The sequence below is a fragment of the Glaciimonas sp. OK215 genome, assembly GCF_057787885.1.
This window is the reverse complement of the sequence record NZ_CM173544.1, coordinates 41,014-60,328: the sequence shown is the minus strand read 5'-3', so window position 1 is coordinate 60,328 and position 19,315 is coordinate 41,014. Positions and strand designations below refer to the sequence as shown.

Below are 19,315 nucleotides of genomic sequence, written 5' to 3'. Positions count from 1 at the left end.
GAAATGATGAATAACTGACAAACAACGAACAATCAAACCGGCGTGAAATCTGTTTAACCACATGCGCCTGCAGCGCTTGCTTACTCCAGCGGAAGCTATCCGCCCGGCACATCAGACTGTCCACTACCGACACACCTTGTTTTGCATTGTTCGTTTCGAGGGTTTAAAAAATTACAATAAGCCGTGCTGCTGCAGCTTCTTGCGCAGTGTGTTGCGATTGATCCCAAGCATCTCGGCCGCATGCGACTGATTACCTTCGGCGCGTGCAATGACCGCTTCCAGCACTGGCTTTTCAACCGTGGAAATCACCATGTCATACACATTTGATGGTGGTTGTTCGCCTAAGTCCTTGAAATACTTTTCAAGGCTTTTCCTGACGACATCCTGAATACTTTCTTTGCTCATTCTTTGCTTTGCTATTCTTTTTTTATTGATCTGATGTTATTTACTCGACCGAAGCGGGCATTACGGCACGATCTGATCTACATCCCTGCCTGCTTTTGTTCAAGCCGCCAACTGCTCGGTGAGTCCGTATTGTAACCGCTCGCCATGCGCAAACTGCATTTCAAAAAAGCTATTTACCGCCGCAAGTTGTTGTCCGCAATCTTCCAGCAAGTTCATGCGCTGGCGGAATTCCTCGCCGCCAGGCAGGTCGCGCACGTACCAGCCTATGTGCTTGCGCGCAGTACGGACCCCTAAATACTCACCGTAAAACCCGTAGTGCGCACGCAAATGCTCGTCCATCAGGTGCTGCACCTCTGTCACCAGCGGTGACGGCAAATACTCGCCAGTGCGCAAAAAATGTTCGATCTCACGAAATACCCATGGCCGCCCTTGTGCGGCACGGCCGACCATAATGGCGTCGGCCTTGGTGAGATCCAACACCTCGCGGGCTTTTTCCGGGGTCGTAATGTCACCGTTGGCTACCACTGGAATCGACACAGCCGCCTTGACTGCAGCGATAGTTGCATATTCGGCGTCACCGCGATAAGCGTCGGCACGCGTGCGGCCATGCAGCGTCAACATGGCAATCCCGCTGGCTTCTGCCAGGCGCGCGATATTCAGTGCGTTCTTGTTCAGGCGATCCCAGCCAGTCCGGAATTTCAATGTCACAGGGACATCGACCGCGGCCACTACCGCATCCAGAATCCGCGCCACCAGTTGCTCGTCCTGCAACAAGGCGGAACCACACCAGCTATTGCATACCTTTTTGACAGGACAGCCCATGTTGATGTCGATGATTTGCGCGCCATGATCAACGTTGTATTTGGCACACTCAGCCAACATGTTCGGATCGGCGCCGGCGATTTGCACCGCACGCGGCTCCATTTCGCCATCGTGATTGATGCGGCGCGACGTTTTCTCGGTCTGCCATAGACGCGGATTGGAGGCTGCCATTTCGGAGACTGCGTAACCGGCCCCCAGTTCTTTGCAAAGCTGCCGAAAAGGACGGTCCGTGACACCAGCCATCGGTGCCACAAAGACATTGTTACGAAGTAAATAAGGGCCAATATTCACGGCAGTTTGGGCAGTGTTAGGAGGGCATTAATCGGGGGAATGCGCGTATTTTATCGCGAATGACGATGGCCTAGCTGAAATGTGCCGGATCCGTCTCATCTCGGCGGTTCGACGTCGGGCGCACCATTGAGTGCCGTTGCTGCCGTGCGCCAGCGCACCGCGTCGTCATACGCCGGGCTGTCATACGCCACCGTCGGAGCAGCGGAATTGCGCATGTTCTGGCTGGCATGATGCAGCAACTCATCCAGTCCGTGGCCATCGACGCCATAGGTCGCCGCGCCGACCGAGAACCCGATCCGAATCGACCAGTTATCGGCGATCACGGGAGATTGCTTGAAATACGCGATGAACGATGCCACCATGCTGGCCGCCAAGTCCGCATCAGCGCCGGGCAATACATACAGGAACTCGGTACTGCTCCAGCGCCCGCCCTTATCCGTTTCCCGCAACTGGGCACTGGTAGCCTTGGCAAAAGCCGCCAACATGTTATCGGCGGCTACCCAACCATACAAGGCGCTAAGCTTGCCAAAATCGTGCAGGCAACAGTATATGACCGATAGCGCCTGCGCTGGTTCGGTCTGCAGAGCTTCAGCTACGCTGCGCTCAAAAACACGGGCGACGCGCTGCCGATTCAATAGTCCTGTCAAACGATCCAGGCGCGTGTGCTGGCTCAGCAAATGTGATACATGCGACTGCTTCCAGATCACTTCGCAGACATAGGCAAAGGCTTGAAACGAGGCTAAACCGGTAGCGCTGAAGTATTCGGGGTCCTCTGCATAAAATACAATCATGCCGCACATCCGGGATTTTTCCACCCGCAATGGAATCGCCAGCGCATTCGTGGCAGAGCATTGCTGCTGATTGTTTTGCCACGGTGTAAACAATGCGTGAAATTCATGCTCCTGGGCGGCATGCCAATCAACTACCTGCGTATACGGGGCGACAAAATCGAAACTGTCCTTCGGCAATTGCCACATTCCGGATTCAGCCAGGGCCGGCCCCATGACCGCCGTCGGCTCGATCGCTGCGCCGACATCGTCATGGCAAAACCCGACCCACACCAGGCGCAATTTCGGCGTCGCCGCCAAAATCGCTTCACATGCACGTCGCAAGCTATTGCGGCCACCATTCTCATGCGATAGTCCTCTCAATAACTGGTGTAGCGCGCCGGCCAGTTCTAACCGCTCGGCATCAAGTGTGGTGTCGGCTGAAGCGTGCGTAACGTCCTGCGCCGCTGCAGCGGAGTCTGGTTCGGAGTCGGGGGATGCATTAGTTGCGCGTCGCGCGCGAGATGGGAAAAAACTAAATTTCATGCTGGCTCCGGTTAATCCGAATTGATTGCACTCCGAAGCAGACTAGCACAAACGATGATTATTTATAGTAGTGCCTTTTAACTAATGTTATGCATTTATGTCATATACAATTTATGCAGAGTGCGCCTCGAATTGAATTGGCAATGCGATCAGCCTTTTCCAGCCGGCTTATCGATCCACCTCATCCAAAGAGACGTCCTGCAAATGCCCCACATCGCCCCAGGCGATCAGCCGCAATTTCTCGCCATCCCATGTCAGGCGATTAATGCCGGCGTTCAAAACAGCGAAATCACGCGCCTGCGTCAGCGGCATATTTTCAGCATGTCGATAAATGCAGTCGAGAACACCGCCGTGGCTAACGATGGCGATCCGGCGATGCCTGGCGTTGGCAAGTATCCGTTGCAAGGCGCCGAGCGCGCGCGTTGCAAACTCATTGAGCGTCTCAGCCGCATTGGCGCCCGGCGGATAGCGCACATCAGGTTCACGTGCCTTCAATGCCGCATACGCTTGCGGAAAACGTTGCGCTATCTCGGGCGGACGCAGTCCTTCCATTGCGCCATAACATCGTTCACGCAAATCGGTATCGACCTGTACCGCCAACCCGTGCGCAATAGCCAGCGGCTCGGCAGTTTGGCGCGCGCGCTGCAAGTCACTGGAAAATACAGCATCCAGTTCCAACTCAGCCAAACACCGCCCCAAGGCCTGCGCTTGGCGCTGACCTTCAGCATTCAGCCGGATATCGAGATGCCCTTGCAGACGCTTTTCCGCGTTCCAATCGGTTTCACCGTGACGAATCAATAAAATTTCTGTGATCTGCATTAAGGCCTGTTGACATATGAATTGGGGGGGGGTGCTAATGGGCTTGACCAGGTAAGGTGAAGCTGGCAAAAATGCATCCAGCGCTATGGTCGGGCTCAACCTTGCTGCGCTGAGCCCCGCCGATTCCTACAGCGCCGGATTCAATGTATACGTACCGGTGATCGCAGCCTGATCCAGCATATGGCCCTGCAACGCAGCCATTGCCTGCTGACCAGTAAATTTGCCAACCACCGGCAAATTTGGAATATCCAGCGCATACAACGTAAACACGTAGCGATGCACTATCGCGTCGTTCCATGGCGGGCACGGACCGTCATAGCCGAAGTAGTCGCCAGCCATGTCGGCATCCGCAGCGAACCAGCCAGTGTAATCGTTCACGCCGTGGCGGGCGCCCGCGATCGGACTGGCGCTAATCGCCGGACCTGACTTGCCGCGTGCTGTCACGCCGGCACTGAATGCGGCGGCGGCAATGGGGCCGGCTTGCGGCGGCAGGTCAACCAGCACCCAGTGAAAGAAATCGACACGCGGCAAATCTGCCGGCACCGTTTTTCCTTCCTGGTTGACATCGTCGCCGCGCGAAGGCACATCAGGATCGTGGCAGATCAGCGCCAGCGATTTCGTTCCGGCAGGCAAGTCACTCCAGCCAAAATGCGGATTGCGGTTGGCCGACAAGGTCAGGTGCGTGGCGGGATCAATGACCGCGAAAGCAAATTCGCCCGGAATAGCGGCGCCATCGTCAAAGGATTCACTCCAGAATTTCATGCCTGTCTCCTATAAGGTGTTAGTGAGAATTTCAGCGTAAATAATAGTACGTGATTCAGGCAATCGTCGCTGCCGGCGGCTTGACCTGCAGCCAAAAGGTGACCGGACCATCATTGGTCAACGACACCTTCATGTCGGCGCCAAACCGCCCGGTGGCGACCTGGGGGTGTTGCGCAGCGGCCTGCGCGGCAAAATAGGCAAACAGGCGACGTCCATCTTCGGGCGACGCAGCCGGGGTAAAGGATGGTCGGGTGCCGCAGCAGGTATCCGCCGCCAGCGTAAACTGCGGCACCAACAGCAATCCGCCCGCCACATCGGTCACGCTACGATTCATCTTGCCGGCATCATCGGCAAACACCCGGTAACCGAGTAATTTCGCCAATAATGCGTCTGCCTGTTTTTCGGTATCGCCACGCTCGGCACACACCAACACCATCAATCCGGCCTGAATGGCGCCGATGGTGACAGCGTCGACCACAACGCTGGCATGGCTTACGCGCTGAATTAGCCCAATCAATTTACGCCGCCCGCATCAAGACAGCGTCACACGGGCAAACTTGCGCTTGCCAACTTGCACCACCAGCGTGCCGGCATCAACTTTCAAGGCCTTATCGCTGATCACCGTACCGTCAATCCGTACGCCGCCCTGCTCCACCATGCGCAACGCTTCTGAACTCGATGGGCACAAATTGGCTTGTTTCAGCAACTGGCCAATGCCAAGTGGTGCGCCGCTCAGGCTGACTTCCGGGATATCGTCGGGAATCCCGCCTTTGGCGCGATTATTGAAATCGGCAAGCGCCTCTTGCGCTGCTTGCTGACTGTGGAAACGGGCGACGATCTCCTGTGCCAGCGCGACTTTGATATCGCGCGGATTTTGGCCATCAGCGACTTGCGCCTTATACGCTGCGATATCCGCCAATGATTTGAACGACAGCAATTCGTAATAGCGCCACATCATGACGTCGGAAATACTCATGATCTTGGCGAACATGGTGTTGCCGGGTTCGGTAATGCCGATGTAGTTGCCCTTCGACTTCGACATTTTTTCAACGCCGTCCAAACCTTCCAGCAGCGGCATGGTGAGGATGCATTGCGGTTCCTGGCCGTAGTCCTTCTGCAGCTCACGACCGACCAGCAAGTTGAATTTCTGGTCGGTGCCGCCCAGTTCCAGGTCGGATTCCAGCGCGACCGAGTCGTAACCTTGCATCAACGGGTACAGCAACTCATGCACCGAAATCGGCGTGCCAGCCTTGTAGCGCTTGGTAAAGTCTTCCCGTTCCAATATCCGCGCCACCGTGTATTTGGCTGATAACTGAATCATGCCGCGGGCACCCAGCTTGTCCGACCATTCCGAGTTATAGCGAATTTCGGTGCGTGCCGGGTCCAGGACCAAACTGGCCTGGGCAAAATAGGTCTTGGCGTTTTCTTCGATCTGCTCGCGCGTCAATGGCGGACGCGTGATGTTCCGGCCTGACGGATCGCCGATCATCGAGGTAAAATCGCCGATCAGGAAGATCACGTTATGGCCCAGATCTTGCAGCTGTCGCATCTTGTTGAGTACCACGGTGTGACCGAGGTGCAAATCTGGTGCAGTCGGATCGAGTCCGAGTTTGATGCGCAATGGCTTGCCGGTTTGCTCGGAGCGCTGCAATTTGCGCGCGAAATCCGCTTCGATCAGCAGTTCATCAATGCCGCGTTTGGTGATGGCCAATGCTTCCTGAACCTTGTCGGACAGGACCAATGGCTTGTTTTCGGCGGCCGCGACGGCGTTGTCTGTCGCGCTCGGTGCAATATTCTGGGGATGAAGAGACATAGGATATTTCTAGCGTATAGCGAGAGTAGATTCTTAAAAGTCAGCGCACTGCACAGGGTGAATGAGGTCCAATGCGAAGGAAGACACAATTACCAACGAGTGATTTAACACTTTGAAAGTCGGCATACTGAGACCTGTTATAATTCTCGATTCCCTGAAACCCCGCCTGAGTGTCTAACAACAAAACAACAGCAACGAGAATCGGTACAAACGGCAAATTTTAACGTATAGCACCATGTCCTTTAAAGATAAATTCTTGAGCATTCGTCCCAGCGTCAAGCTGTTGACTGGTTCATCACGTAAAACCCGTATTGTTTCCGCTTCCGCCTTGTTTCTGATTGTCTGCGCCTTTGGTGCCGCGGGGGTAGCTCCTATCGAGCCGGACGCCTCTGACATTCATGTCAGGGCCATCGCAGAAGAATTGGTGCTGCCGAGTCTGCCCCAGCAAATCGCCGAGCTTGAATCGCAGGATCACCTGTACGTCGCCGAAGATAAAATGCGCGCTGGCGACACCTTGGCCGCGTTGATGACCCGGCTTGGCGTTAGCGACGCCGAGGCTGCCAATTTCATCAAGTCCAACAGCACCGCCCGCGGCATGTTGCGCCTCAAGGCCGGTAGCGCGGTGCAGGCACAAACCAATACTGAAGGCGATCTGCAATGGCTGCGCGCAACGCTGTCAGACGGAAACGACGCCTCCAAAAATCTGGTGGTAACCCGCAACGGTAACAAATTTAGTGCGGCAGAGGAAACCTCAGCCTTGGAAAAACGTGTCGAAATGCACTCAGGCGTGGTCCGCTCATCACTGTTTGCCGCCACAGATGCCGCCGACATTCCGGATACGGTGTCGTCCCAGATTATCGATATGTTCGGCACCAACATTAACTTTGCATCCGACCTGAAACGCGGCGATCGCTTTAACGTCGCCTACGAGACTTTTTGGCAGAATGGGCAGTTTGTGCGCACCGGACGCATACTTGCGGGCGAATTCGTGAATGGCGGAAAAACCTTTCAGGCAGTCTGGTTTGACGACCCGAAGAATCCCCAGGGCGGTGGCTATTATGGCTTTGACGGCAAGTCGCTGAAACAGGCGTTTTTGAAATCGCCATTGGCGTTTACGCGGATTTCTTCCGGGTTCTCGATGCGCGAACACCCTGTTCTGGGCGGCTGGAAAATGCATAGCGGCGTTGATTTTGCAGCGCCTACCGGGACACCCATCCATGCCGCCAGTGATGGCGTGATCGATTTCGTCGGCGTACAGAATGGCTACGGCAATGTGGTCATCCTCAAACATGGCGGCAACATCTCGACCGTGTATGCACATATGAGCCGCTTCGCGCCGAGCTCCCGCCAAGGCAGCAAGATCAGCCAGGGCGACGTCATCGGCTTCGTCGGCATGACCGGCTGGGCGACTGGGCCCCATTTGCACTATGAATACCGGGTCGCCGACAAGCCACTCGATCCGATGACAGCGGTCGTACCAACCATGCCGGCACTGTCTGGTACCAAGCTACAGCGTTTTCATACTGTCGCCAGCGATATGTCACATCGTTTTGCATTACTGCAAGCAAATGAGACCACCGCCTTCGATAAAACCATGCAAGTCGCGTCAAAGTAATGTCCCGCATGACAAATTAAGCTGCCTGGCGGCACTTCAAAAAAACCGTTGGCGGATCAGGCCTTGTAGAATTAGCTGATCCAACAACGGTTTTTTTATGACTACGCAAAACTCGAATACCACCTTGTTCATCGGCCTGATGTCGGGCACCAGTCTGGATGGCGTAGATGGCGCCATGGCGGCATTTTCGAATGACGCCACCAAGCAACATCCGGCCACTACGCTGGCATCCGCCTACATGCCCTTTTCCGCGTCATTGCGCAGGGAGTTGATGGCGCTGCAACGCGTTGGCGCCAATGAAATCGAGCGTGAAGCGCTGGTCGCCAATACGTTGGCGACGCACTATGCGGCCTGTGTCGAACGTTTGCTGGCCGATGCCGGCCTGCGCGCCGATCAGGTACGTGCTATCGGCGTGCACGGGCAAACCATCCGCCATCGGCCAGAACTGGGCTTTACCCGCCAGACCAATAACCCGGCGCTGCTGGCAGAACTCACCGGGATTGATGTCATCGCCGACTTCCGCAGCCGCGACATTGCCGCTGGCGGCCAGGGCGCGCCATTGGTACCCGCCTTCCACCAGGCCGTGTTTGCCAGTCCGGCAGAAACCAGGGTAGTGGTGAATATTGGCGGAATAGCCAACATCAGCGTCTTGCACCAGCGGCATCCTGACAACGCTGAAATTCTGGATAGCGGCTTTGATACCGGCCCCGGTAATGTGTTGATGGATCTGTGGGTCAAGCTGAATCAAGGCAAAGACTACGATGAAAATGGCATCTGGGCAGCCAGCGGCAGCGCCCTCCCGCAGCTATTGAAAGCCTGCCTCAAAGAGCCTTACTTTGCGTTACCACCGCCTAAAAGCACTGGCCGTGACCTGTTTCACGAGGCCTGGCTGGCGGCGAAACTGGCGCAGTTTCCACAATTTGCGGCAGCTGACGTGCAGGCTACGCTGGCAGCCCTTACTGCCTCGACCATTGCCGATGCAATTGCGCGGCACGCGGCGGATGCCAAGATGGTTTATGTTTGCGGTGGCGGTGCTTATAACCCCTATCTGATGCAACTACTGGGCCGCTCACTCCGGCAGCGCGGCCTGGGGGCTGCGGTGGAGTCGACCGAAGCATTGGGTATCGCGCCTAATCATGTGGAAGCACTGGCATTCGCCTGGCTGGCACAACGCTTTGACCAGCGCCTGCCGGGTAATTTACCCCTGGTTACGGGCGCCGCCGGGCCACGGGTTTTGGGAGCACTGTATCCGGCCGGATGATGCGATGGTCGAAATACAAAAAGGGCGCCGAGGTCCATGACCTCAGCGCCCTTTTTAAACTATGCCGACCGGAATGGCCGAATCTACTCAGGCGAAATTATGCCGAGAACGACGATCCGCAGCCGCATGTGGTCGTTGCATTCGGATTCTTGATGACGAATTGCGCGCCTTCCAGATCATCCTTGTAGTCGATTTCGGCACCGACCAGATATTGATAACTCATCGAGTCGATCAATAACTGCACGCCATTCTTGCTCATTGTGGTGTCGTCTTCGTTGACGATTTCATCAAATGTGAAACCGTACTGGAAGCCTGAACAACCGCCACCTTGCACGAACACGCGCAACTTCAGATCTGGATTGCCTTCTTCCTCGATCAGTTGAGCCACTTTCAGGGCCGCGCTATCGGAAAAAAGGATAGGGGATGCAACATCTTGGATTTCAGCGACAGCGTTCATTCTTGGCTCCTGCGGGGGGGGACATACAATACTGCATTATAGGCGTTTGGCTGCAATCATGCAGGCGTCACGCAGACTCTGATGTTTTCGGCAATTCTGGAACGGGTGCGGCTTGTGAAATCTGCGGGATCGGTCGCGTGGCCAGCAATTTCAATGCCGGCTCCAGCGTAGCCTGCTCATGCGTCAATTTACCGCTGACCAGCGCACCGCTATGCATTTCCAACGCTTTGTAATTCACATCACCCGTTATGCGGGCTTTCGGCTGTAATTCAAGCAGCTCTGACGAATAAACATTACCGACGATTTCGCCGTTGACCACCAGATGCGCAACCCGTACTTCACCCTCGACCTTGGCATTCTCGGAAATTACCAGCATGCTGATCGATCCCACCTCCGCCACCACATTCCCCTTGATGTGGCCGTCTATACGCAGGCCACCCGTGAAATGCACATCGCCTTGAATACTTGTCGATGAACCTATCAGACTATCGATGGTGCTTTTCGCTTTGCGGTTGAACATGTAGTTTCCTTAAATGCCTATTTATATATTGATCAATTGATATCCATTAACCCCAATCAAACCGTTGACACGATGGATGGGGGATTATAAGCGCACTACAGGTGCGTGGATTGCTGCGCTCGCAGCTGACCTTTTTCCAGCACTTTCACCTGCAACGATTTAACCGTGGCGCCGTCAGGCAGCGTTAACATCCCATCGACGCGCTGATAATATTTGAAGTCCAGCCGAAAGCCAGCCTTGTCATTCGGATTGGTGTTTTGCTCAGGGTAAGTCAACACAACATTTTTACCGCGCACCACTGCTGTCACCAGCACCTGCAAATCCCCCACAAAATCGCGGCCAACCTTACCGCCTTGCATGATCAGTGAGCGATAACGCAGTTGCGTCGGCGTGACCAGCTCAAGACTCAGGCGCTGAATCGCGATACCCTGGCTCCCGGTGGCGGTCGGCAGCAAGCCCTCGAAAAACGCCAGATCCTCTTTGAGTTTGGCGTTCTCGGTTTCCAGCGTCGCGATCTGCTTGCTCAGCTGCGCTTGTGTCGCCTGGGCAATATTTGCCTGACTCTCGGCCGCGTCGACGACGCTTGAAAAACGGTCGCGCTCGGCAGTCAAACTCGCGACTTTTACCGTCAAATCCGACACCTGCTGTGTGCTCGTGGTCGAATTGAAGCCGGTAAAATTCCGCCCCAACTCAAAGGCCAGCAGCGCCATCGCGCCACCCAGCCCAATCAGCGCAGCTAAAAACACCGCCTTCAGCGGCCATGGAGAATGACTTTTGATGGTCATTCTTGGGGCGGAAATCGACATCCGTCGACGCCATAACGTGTACTTCATCGGACCGCGACCAACGCCTTCCGAATCAGCCAGCCAGCCGACATCATGGCAGCACAGGCACGTGCATCAAACCGGTCGCCTCATCCAGACCGAACATCAAATTCATACATTGGACGGCCTGCCCGGATGAGCCCTTGACCAGATTATCCTGGACCACCAGCACCACCACGGTATCGCCATCATTCGGGCGGTGCAATGCGATCCGCAGCATGTTCGAACTGCGTGTCGAGCGGGTTTCAGGGTGCGCGCCGAACGGCATCACATCGACGAATGGCTCGTTCTTGTAGGCATCTTCAAACAACGCTTGCAACGCGACGTTGTCGATTTTCCGGTTGAGGCGTGCGTACAAGGTTGAATGCATGCCACGTATCATCGGTACCAGATGCGGGGTAAACAACAAGCCGACTTTGTCGCCAGTCAACTTGGCCAACTGCTCCAGTGTTTCCGGCAAATGACGATGGCCTGACACGCCGTAGGCTTTAAAGTTGTCGCTTGCCTCGGAGAACAGCATCGCTACTTCGGCTTTGCGGCCAGCACCCGAAACACCCGATTTGCAATCGGCAATCAGATTCGAGGCGTCAATCACACCCGCCTTTAACAACGGTGCCAGGCCCAGCTGGATGGTAGTCGGATAGCAGCCGGGATTACCGACGATGCGCGCATCTTTGAGCGCTGTGCGATTCAACTCCGGTAAACCATAAACAGCCTCCTTCAGCAGTTCCGGGCAGCTGTGCGACAGCTTGTACCATTTCTCAAAAACGGCTGTGTCTTGCAAACGGAAATCCGCCGCCAGATCGATCACTTTGACACCTGCTGCCAGCAACGCTGGCGCCTGCGCCATGGCGACGCCATGTGGCGTTGCAAAGAACACGACGTCGCACTCTGTCAGCTGCGCCTTTTCGGGACTGGAAAAGGCCAGCGCAACACGGCCGCGCAATGACGGATACATGTCTGCGATCGGCATGCCGTCCTCTTTACGCGAGGTGACAGCCATGAGCTGCACTTGTGGATGGGTTGCCAGCAAACGCAGCAACTCGACCCCGGTATATCCGGTGCCGCCAACGATTCCGACCTTAATCATTTTTTGTCCTTGCATGAAAACTATACTGGTGCCCTGAATTGCCAACCTGGTTTGCAACCCAGACCTGACCCGGCCAGGCTGAGCTAGCGGTAGCACGGCCGGGTATTTTAGCAGCCTCACGGCAACTGCTTGCAGCGCATAAAAAAATCCGCGTAAAAATCTTAAACTCGAACTTCCACCTGAAACAAACTTGCACCCAAAAAAAAACCGCCAGGCGCAAACCTGGCGGTTTTTCTTGAATCTTGAAGCAAATATTAACGCTTCGAGAATTGTTTTGCGCGACGTGCTTTGCGCAGACCGACTTTTTTACGCTCAACTTCACGTGCATCACGTGTTACGAAGCCGGCTTTTGACAGTTCTGGCTTCAAAGTTGCATCGTAGTCGATCAGTGCACGAGTGATACCGTGACGAACCGCACCCGCCTGGCCAGACTCGCCGCCGCCGCTGACGTTGACTTTGATGTCGAAAGTTTCGACATTGTTAGTCAGTACCAGTGGTTGACGAATAACCATCAAACCGGTTTCGCGCGAAAAATATTCGTTCGCTGGCTTGCCGTTGACGATGATTTGACCTGAGCCGGACTTGATGAAGACGCGAGCCACTGCACTCTTGCGACGGCCGGTTCCGTAATTGTAGTTACCGATCATGTCGATTCCTTAGAGTTCAAGTACTAGTGGTTGCTGTGCAGTGTGCGGATGGGAGCCATCTGCGTACACTTTCAGCTTCTTGATCATGGCGTAGCCAAGCGGACCCTTAGGCAACATGCCCTTGACCGCTTTTTCTAGCGCACGACCTGGAAAACGCTGTTGCATTTTCAGGAAATTGGTTTCGTAGATACCGCCTGGGTAACCGGAGTGACGGAAATACGTCTTGTCGGTTGCCTTTGCGCCAGTAACACGCAATTTGCCAGCGTTGATAACGACGATGAAATCGCCAGTGTCGACGTGGGGAGTAAATTCTGGTTTGTGTTTGCCGCGCAATCGGAGTGCCACTTCGCTGGCAACACGTCCGAGGACTTTGTCCGTCGCGTCAACCACGTACCAATTACGCTGGACTTCATGTCCTTTAGCGGAAAAAGTTTTCATGTTGACTTCCTAACTAGTTTAATTCGCTCAAATGGTGGTTCCGGCACTATCGCAACACCCAAAACCCTGGTGCTTGCGCCCTGCTTTTAGCGCCAGACTCGGCCTTGTTATCTTTTCCTGAGCAAACGGAAAAGCCGTAAATTATAACGTTTTCAAGGACTTGAGGTCAAATTCATTGATGTAACAGCTGAATTTCTATGGCCAGGCCGGGCCAGCTGTTGTAAATGCAGCCGCATTTTCGCTAACCGACACCACCGCCGTTATCAGAAAGCAAAAAAAAACCCGAAACATCTGGTTCCGGGCTTGAAGCCACTTCTACGAGGAGAGTGGAGGAGACATTGAAGATCGCCAACAGTAGCTGTGGCGCTCAGTGAATTTATCTTAGCAGACTGAATTGTGCAGTGCAAGAAAAAATCATTGAATGCCAACAGAAGAAAATTTTCTCGCACTTTATCTATGAAGAAAAATTTTAAAGTCATTAAAACCGTGGTTTTTCTGTATAAAAACTCCCTCAACAGACACCTAATTGACGCGCCGCAGCATATTACCTGCCAGTTATTCTGTTTAGCCGCCATCTCAAGCTAAAGCATCCGTCAGCAAACGACAAACAATAAGAGCAGTTAGAATATTCCGATCTTTTAATCAGTCAGTGAGAACATATGGAATGCACAGTACGCTGGACCGGCTTGTCCGGCATGACGTTTTTGGCCGAAACCGGCTCTGGCCACGCAGTAACGATGGACGGTGCGCCGGATGGCGGCGGCCGCAACCTGGCACCGCGCCCGATGGAACTAGTGCTGGCCGGCACTGGCGGCTGCACCGCGTACGACGTGGTGCTGATCCTGCGCAAAAGCGGTCAGGACATACGCGGTTGCGAGGTCAGGCTGACATCCGAGCGGGCAGAAAAAGAACCGAAGGTATTTACCAAGATCAATTTCCATTTCACCGTGCGCGGCCGCAATCTGAAACCAAACCTGGTCGAACGCGCGATCAAGCTGTCGCATGAGAAATATTGCTCGGCCTCGATCATGCTGGAAAAGACCGCTGAAATGACGCACACGTATGAAATTGTAGATGATCTGGCGGAACTGCCGCCAACCACCTGATCCGCCTGGCAAGGTGCGCCAGGCGCACCTAAAACCAACGCAACACGCTGAGATATAGCGTTATGGCGGAGAGTGATGCAGCGCACAGCAGCCACCCGGCCGCAACCAACCCGGCACTAGATGTAATAAGCAACGCTGGTCATCACCTTCGACATCGCCCGCATCGCCTTTTGCGCCGCTAGCGGGAGGTCAACACCGCCCAAGGCTTTGGCAGCGGCACCATGGGCAATCTCATCTTCACGCATTTGCACCACGATCGCGCGGGATTTTGCATCCGATTCAGGTAATTCGATCAGATGGCTGGTCAAATGCTCCTCGACCTGACGCTCGGTTTCGGCAACAAACCCCAGACTGCGCGCATCGCCCAGACGCGCCGCAATCGTCCCCAATGCGTACGATCCGACGTACCACAGCGGATTGAGCAAGCTAATATGCGATCCCAGTTCGCGCAAACGTTCTGCGGTCCATGCCAGATGGTCTTCCTCTTCGCGCCCCGCTTCCGCGAATTGCTGCTTGATTGGCTGACCTTGCGCAAAACGCCCTTGGGCGTCATACAACGCCTGAGCGCAGACTTCACCGACATGATTTACCCGCATCAAGCCGGCACTATGGCGTTGCTGCTCGGCGTCCAGCACGGCCTCCGTTACTTGCATGGCGGGATTCGGGCGCGAAGCCGACGCGATACCACCAATCACGCGCAAGGCGCGATCGAAATCAAGAATGGCTTTGTCTAAGAATTGCATGCGTGTGACCAATGGAAATTTTCGATGGACGGATTTTATCAGGCACCCGCAGCGTCCAACATGTTAACCGGCCACCCGTTTCGGTCGAAACACCGCGGCATCAGCATAGAACGCGGGATCCTGATTGACGCACCAGCCCGGCACGCCGAGGACCGGCAACGGCGTTAGTTGACCGATCGTCATGCCTTGCTGCGTCAAATGCGCGGCAATTCGCCGATCGATCCAGCCCCTTCTGGCATCAAGGTCTTGCGCAAAAAATTCTTCAGTTGCCAGCAGCACCAGTGTGTGAGCGGTAATCGCCTTGTACGGCCGCACCAGCTTTTCCACCAGCGCGTGACCGAATAGCCAGACCTCGGCATCCGCATCAAATGCAGCACGCTGTTCGATAAAGGCCTGCCGCCATTGATGCTCCCTGAGCGCCGCAATCAATGACTGCCCGACCAGGCCATCACGGACCACCAGCAACGCCGCGTTTTCATCGAAGATGGTCGCAGCATCGCGCGCCGCGCCACGCGGCTTGCCGCTGCCGGACAGGGTGCAGGCCTTGGCTAGCTCAGCTGCCTGCAGCGCATTCAGACGCGCTTTGCTCGCGGGGAATGAGAGCCATACCAGCGCATTTAAAAAATCATGGAGATTCTCGCGCGTCGGCACCTGACCGGTGTCACTGATGAAGGCTTCATAGGCGGTAGCGGCAGGCAATGCGGTTTGCGGCACAAAGCCAATCGGCAAGCCAAGATGGTTGCGGATATCACGCGCGCTGGCGATGCTGTTGAGCGCCTGACGCCAATCCTCCGCCGCCAGGAATTGCACGCCGTCGGCACGGAATGGCGTAAGCCACGGCTGTTGCCAGTCAATGGCATCAAGGAAGCGAGCAGTTGAGGAAAGGGACGGAGTGTACATTTTGCGCACATTTTACAGCGCCCTCCTCGTCTCCTCCCGGTGTTGCATATATTTGGTGGCTGTCAAGCTGCCTGTGCCGCCGGATTGGCCTGCTTGCGATACAGGAATTCGAGCACCGAGGTGCGGTAATCTGCGTACAGCGCGTCCTGCGCCAGCGCAACGCGTTCACGCGGTCGCGGCAAGCGCACCTCAACAATTTCACCAATCGTGGCAGCCGGGCCGTTGGTCATCATCACGATGCGATCGGATAGCAGCACCGCCTCATCCACATCGTGGGTCACCATCACCACCGTCGATCCGGTCTTCGCAACGATCTTCAGCAACTCATCTTGCAAGTGGGCGCGGGTCAAGGCGTCGAGGGCGCCGAACGGCTCGTCCATCAGCAACACCTTGGGTTCCATCGCCAATGCGCGGGCGATGCCGACGCGCTGCTTCATGCCGCCGGAAATTTCGTTCGGACGCTTTTGCGCGGAAGCCGTCAAGCCGACCAACGCCAGTGCTGCATGGGTGCGTTGTTTCAACTGCGCCTTGTTTTCGGTAGCCGAAAATACCCGTTCGACGCCAAGATAAACGTTTTCATAACAACTCAACCATGGCAGCAACGAGTGGTTCTGGAACACGACTGCGCGTTCCGGCGACGGCCCGGCGATTTCCCGATTGGCGCACAGCAATACGCCGTCACTCGGCTGCAGCAGGCCCGCAATCAGATTCAGCAAAGTCGACTTGCCGCACCCGGAGTGTCCAATCAATGTCACGAATTCGCCCTTGCGCACCGTGAGATTGATCTCGCGCAGCGCATGGAAATCGCCCTTGCGCGTGTGAAACAGCATTTCTGCCTGATGTATATCAATGAATTTTGCGTCACGCAGTGCCATTTTTCTCTCCTTGTCTGCGCCACTGGCAGATCTATTGCATGCGTCGCCAGGGCTCGTACCGTTTACCAATCAATTGCCGACTTGCTCATAGGTGAACGCCTTAGCCAATGCCACCAGCAGTTGCTCCAGCAGCAGGCCTACCACGCCGATCACCACAATCGCGATGATGATGTGCGGGACATTCAGGTTGTTCCATTCATCCCAGACCCAGAAGCCGATACCGACACCGCCCGTCAACATCTCTGCCGCAACGATCACCAGCCACGCCGTGCCTATCGCCAGCCGGACACCGGTCAGCATGTAAGGCAAAACGGCGGGGAACAGTATCTTGGTGACGATCTTCCACTCGGACAAATTCAGCACGCGCGCGACGTTCATATAGTCCTGCGGTACCCGCTGCACACCGACTGCGGTGTTGATCACCATCGGCCAGATCGAACAAATGAAAATCGACCAGATGGCAGCCGGATTGGCCGACTTGAAGACCAGCAAACCAATCGGCAACCAGGCTAGCGGTGAGACCGGTTTCAACAAACTGATAATCGGTCCGAACATGCTGGATAAAAATGCGAAACGTCCAATCATGAAGCCCAACGGAATCCCGACCAAAGCCGCCAGGCCAAAGCCAATCGCCACGCGTTGCAAGGACGCCAGAATGTTCCAGCCGATGCCTTGATCGTTAGGCCCGGCTCGGTAAAACGGGTCCGAAAACAATTTAACGGCTTCCTTCAACGTCACCAGCGGCGTCGGAAACTGGCTATTGCTCGTCGCGATCAACTGCCAGATCAGCACCAGAAAAAACAAGCCGAATAATGGTGCTGCCAGCGCCAGCAAGCCCGGACTCACGGTGCTGCGGCGCCATGCCGCCTTTTTTATCGAGCGGGTGACGATTGGTGATGCTGCTGCCTCGGCGCCGATGCGGCTTCCTGCAGATACGCTGCCGGCTGTCGAGGTGTGGCGATCCGTACCTGCGGCGGACTTGATGATTGCGTTCATACTGACTCCCCGATTAATCGATGCACTGGGCCCATGTCTCACTCCGTATGTCTCACTCCGCATGCCTCACGCCATTTCCAGATCAAACGCGAACGAGACCGAGGCTCGCCGGCATTACGCTACTACAGCGCACGCTGGCTATACGAATGGCATCACTCAAGCTCTGATCTTGAATCCGGCAGCATAGGCCTTCGGATTTTTGCCGTCCCAGACTGTGCCATCCATCAGCTTTGAGGTACGCATCGGCTCTTTCGGCACGCTGGTTTTTGTCAACGTCGCAGCCTCTTTGTAGAGATCGATTTGACTGACCGATTTTGCGACTGCCAGATAGTCGGGGTCACTCTTTAGCAAACCCCAGCGACGGTGCTGCGTCATGAACCACATGCCATCCGACAGATAGGGAAAATTCACCAGCCCGTCGTTGTAGAACTTCATGTAATTCGGATCGTCCCAGGTCTTGCCAAGGCCGTTCTGATAGCGGCCCATAATGCGTTGATCGATGACATCCTTGCTGGTGTTGACGTACGACTTGTCGGCAATGGTTTCCGCCATCTTGTTCTTGTTCGCCAGCGAGGTATCTATCCATTTACTGGCATCGAGCACCGCAGCAATCAGGGCGCGACAGGTGTTCGGGTTTTTCTGGACGAACTCGGCGCTGGTGCCGAGTACTTTTTCCGGATGATCTTTCCAGATTTCCTGGGTAGTGATGGCAGTGACGCCGACACCATCGACTATCGCCCGATGGCCCCACGGCTCACCGACGCAGAAGCCGTCCATATTGCCGACGCGCATGTTGGCCACCATTTGCGGCGGCGGCACCGTGATGACCTTGGCATCCTTCATCGGATTAATGCCATTGGCGGCCATCCAGTAGTACAACCACATCGCGTGAGTGCCCGTCGGAAAGGTCTGGGCAAAGGTATATTCGCGCTTATCGGCGGCCATCAATTTTGCCAGCGAGGCGCCATCCACCGCGCCTTTGTCTGCCAGCTTTTTAGACAATGTAATGGCCTGACCGTTATTGTTCAGGCCCATCAGAATCGCCATGTCTTTTTTCTGTCCGCCGATCCCCATCTGCACACCGTAAATCAGGCCCGACAACACATGCGCGGCATCCAGTTCGCCATTCGCCAGCTTGTCGCGCACGCCGGCCCATGAGGCTTCTTTGCTGAGGACAATTTTGATACCGTATTTTTTGTCGAAGCCAAGTACCGACGCCATCACTACCGATGCACAATCGGTCAGCGGAATGAAACCTATCTTGACCTCGGTCTTTTCCGGCTTATCCGAGCCTGCAGCCCACACACCGCCAGTGGATAATCCTAACATGCTAGCTCCTGCCGCAATGGTCGCGGTTTGAATGAGTTGACGACGCTTAACAACAATCCGGCCTTTCCCAACAGCAACCGAATCGTTGTCTGGGACTGCATCTTTTCGTTCCATCGCATTCGCTCCACGTTTGTTTCAGCAATAAAAAAGGCGTCGTTCCGCGATGAGCAAGTCATACGGAAAGACACCTTTGTCTTATTGGACCGACCGCCGTTGGCCAAATCCAGTTGCGCCAGCGTTGGCGCATACCATTACTAAGGCAAGTGACGTGCCAGCGTTTTCAGGATTA

At 55.2% G+C, this 19,315-nt stretch carries 21 protein-coding genes; 3 read left to right on the top strand and 18 right to left on the bottom strand.

Going from position 1 to position 19,315, the window contains the following annotated elements:
- Positions 1 to 171: 171 nt before the first annotated feature.
- The 7 genes from AC3CHX_RS00290 to tyrS form a co-directional block, all read right to left on the bottom strand.
- Positions 172 to 405 (bottom strand): Fis family transcriptional regulator, encoded by a 234-nt coding sequence (locus AC3CHX_RS00290; protein WP_488631523.1) that lies wholly within the window; start codon positions 403 to 405, stop codon positions 172 to 174.
- A gap of 99 nt (positions 406 to 504) precedes the next feature.
- Entirely contained in the window at positions 505 to 1,518 is a 1,014-nt protein-coding gene (gene dusB / locus AC3CHX_RS00285) for a tRNA dihydrouridine synthase DusB (RefSeq protein ID WP_488631522.1), read from the bottom strand.
- A gap of 95 nt (positions 1,519 to 1,613) precedes the next feature.
- On the bottom strand, positions 1,614 to 2,831 hold the full coding sequence (locus AC3CHX_RS00280) for a sensor domain-containing diguanylate cyclase (protein WP_488631521.1): 1,218 nt from the start codon (positions 2,829 to 2,831) through the stop codon (positions 1,614 to 1,616).
- A gap of 168 nt (positions 2,832 to 2,999) precedes the next feature.
- The gene (locus AC3CHX_RS00275; protein WP_488644677.1) at positions 3,000 to 3,644 is read right to left on the bottom strand and encodes a histidine phosphatase family protein; all 645 of its coding nucleotides are present in this window, start codon (positions 3,642 to 3,644) and stop codon (positions 3,000 to 3,002) included.
- A gap of 132 nt (positions 3,645 to 3,776) precedes the next feature.
- Positions 3,777 to 4,412: a YbhB/YbcL family Raf kinase inhibitor-like protein gene (locus AC3CHX_RS00270; RefSeq protein ID WP_488631520.1), complete on the bottom strand. Its 636-nt coding sequence runs from the start codon at positions 4,410 to 4,412 to the stop codon at positions 3,777 to 3,779.
- Positions 4,413 to 4,467: 55 nt separating this feature from the next.
- Complete coding sequence (dtd, locus tag AC3CHX_RS00265) at positions 4,468 to 4,929, bottom strand: D-aminoacyl-tRNA deacylase (RefSeq protein WP_488631519.1); 462 nt, start codon at positions 4,927 to 4,929, stop codon at positions 4,468 to 4,470.
- A 15-nt stretch (positions 4,930 to 4,944) separates the two neighbouring features.
- Positions 4,945 to 6,225 (bottom strand): tyrosine--tRNA ligase, encoded by a 1,281-nt coding sequence (gene tyrS / locus AC3CHX_RS00260; protein ID WP_488631518.1) that lies wholly within the window; start codon positions 6,223 to 6,225, stop codon positions 4,945 to 4,947.
- A 235-nt stretch (positions 6,226 to 6,460) separates the two neighbouring features.
- Here tyrS and AC3CHX_RS00255 point away from each other — a divergent pair, with 235 nt between their 5' ends.
- Positions 6,461 to 7,840, top strand: a complete 1,380-nt coding sequence (locus tag AC3CHX_RS00255) for a peptidoglycan DD-metalloendopeptidase family protein (protein ID WP_488631517.1) — start codon at positions 6,461 to 6,463, stop codon at positions 7,838 to 7,840.
- A 97-nt stretch (positions 7,841 to 7,937) separates the two neighbouring features.
- Positions 7,938 to 9,101, top strand: a complete 1,164-nt coding sequence (locus tag AC3CHX_RS00250; RefSeq protein ID WP_488631516.1) for an anhydro-N-acetylmuramic acid kinase — start codon at positions 7,938 to 7,940, stop codon at positions 9,099 to 9,101.
- 97 nt (positions 9,102 to 9,198) lie between these two features.
- Here AC3CHX_RS00250 and erpA read toward each other — a convergent pair whose 3' ends face one another.
- The 6 genes from erpA to rplM form a co-directional block, all read right to left on the bottom strand.
- The gene (gene erpA, locus AC3CHX_RS00245) at positions 9,199 to 9,558 is read right to left on the bottom strand and encodes an iron-sulfur cluster insertion protein ErpA (protein WP_488631515.1); all 360 of its coding nucleotides are present in this window, start codon (positions 9,556 to 9,558) and stop codon (positions 9,199 to 9,201) included.
- Positions 9,559 to 9,625: 67 nt separating this feature from the next.
- Positions 9,626 to 10,078 carry a bactofilin family protein gene (locus AC3CHX_RS00240; RefSeq protein ID WP_488631514.1) on the bottom strand — a complete coding sequence of 151 codons (453 nt, stop codon included), beginning with the start codon at positions 10,076 to 10,078 and terminating at the stop codon, positions 9,626 to 9,628.
- Between the two features lie 95 nt (positions 10,079 to 10,173).
- Positions 10,174 to 10,884, bottom strand: a complete 711-nt coding sequence (locus tag AC3CHX_RS00235) for a DUF6776 family protein (protein WP_488631513.1) — start codon at positions 10,882 to 10,884, stop codon at positions 10,174 to 10,176.
- 70 nt (positions 10,885 to 10,954) lie between these two features.
- Complete coding sequence (argC, locus tag AC3CHX_RS00230; protein ID WP_488631512.1) at positions 10,955 to 11,992, bottom strand: N-acetyl-gamma-glutamyl-phosphate reductase; 1,038 nt, start codon at positions 11,990 to 11,992, stop codon at positions 10,955 to 10,957.
- A gap of 254 nt (positions 11,993 to 12,246) precedes the next feature.
- Positions 12,247 to 12,639, bottom strand: coding sequence for a 30S ribosomal protein S9 (gene rpsI / locus AC3CHX_RS00225; RefSeq protein WP_108442889.1), 393 nt, complete (start codon positions 12,637 to 12,639; stop codon positions 12,247 to 12,249).
- 9 nt (positions 12,640 to 12,648) lie between these two features.
- The gene (gene rplM / locus AC3CHX_RS00220; protein ID WP_488631511.1) at positions 12,649 to 13,077 is read right to left on the bottom strand and encodes a 50S ribosomal protein L13; all 429 of its coding nucleotides are present in this window, start codon (positions 13,075 to 13,077) and stop codon (positions 12,649 to 12,651) included.
- Between the two features lie 659 nt (positions 13,078 to 13,736).
- On the opposite strand from rplM, the gene AC3CHX_RS00215 reads away from it, so the two are divergent.
- Complete coding sequence (locus AC3CHX_RS00215) at positions 13,737 to 14,183, top strand: OsmC family protein (protein WP_488631510.1); 447 nt, start codon at positions 13,737 to 13,739, stop codon at positions 14,181 to 14,183.
- Between the two features lie 116 nt (positions 14,184 to 14,299).
- On the opposite strand, the gene coq7 is transcribed toward AC3CHX_RS00215, so the two are convergent.
- From coq7 to AC3CHX_RS00190, 5 genes are all read right to left on the bottom strand, one after another.
- The gene (gene coq7, locus AC3CHX_RS00210; protein WP_488631509.1) at positions 14,300 to 14,926 is read right to left on the bottom strand and encodes a 2-polyprenyl-3-methyl-6-methoxy-1,4-benzoquinone monooxygenase; all 627 of its coding nucleotides are present in this window, start codon (positions 14,924 to 14,926) and stop codon (positions 14,300 to 14,302) included.
- 63 nt (positions 14,927 to 14,989) lie between these two features.
- Complete coding sequence (locus tag AC3CHX_RS00205; RefSeq protein ID WP_488631508.1) at positions 14,990 to 15,826, bottom strand: DUF3025 domain-containing protein; 837 nt, start codon at positions 15,824 to 15,826, stop codon at positions 14,990 to 14,992.
- 62 nt (positions 15,827 to 15,888) lie between these two features.
- A complete protein-coding gene (locus tag AC3CHX_RS00200) occupies positions 15,889 to 16,701 on the bottom strand; it encodes an ABC transporter ATP-binding protein (RefSeq protein ID WP_488631507.1) in 813 nt (270 codons plus the stop codon).
- Positions 16,702 to 16,770: 69 nt separating this feature from the next.
- Positions 16,771 to 17,697, bottom strand: coding sequence for a nitrate ABC transporter permease (gene ntrB / locus AC3CHX_RS00195; RefSeq protein WP_488631506.1), 927 nt, complete (start codon positions 17,695 to 17,697; stop codon positions 16,771 to 16,773).
- Between the two features lie 156 nt (positions 17,698 to 17,853).
- Positions 17,854 to 19,140, bottom strand: a complete 1,287-nt coding sequence (locus AC3CHX_RS00190; RefSeq protein ID WP_488631505.1) for a CmpA/NrtA family ABC transporter substrate-binding protein — start codon at positions 19,138 to 19,140, stop codon at positions 17,854 to 17,856.
- Positions 19,141 to 19,315 lie beyond the last annotated feature (175 nt).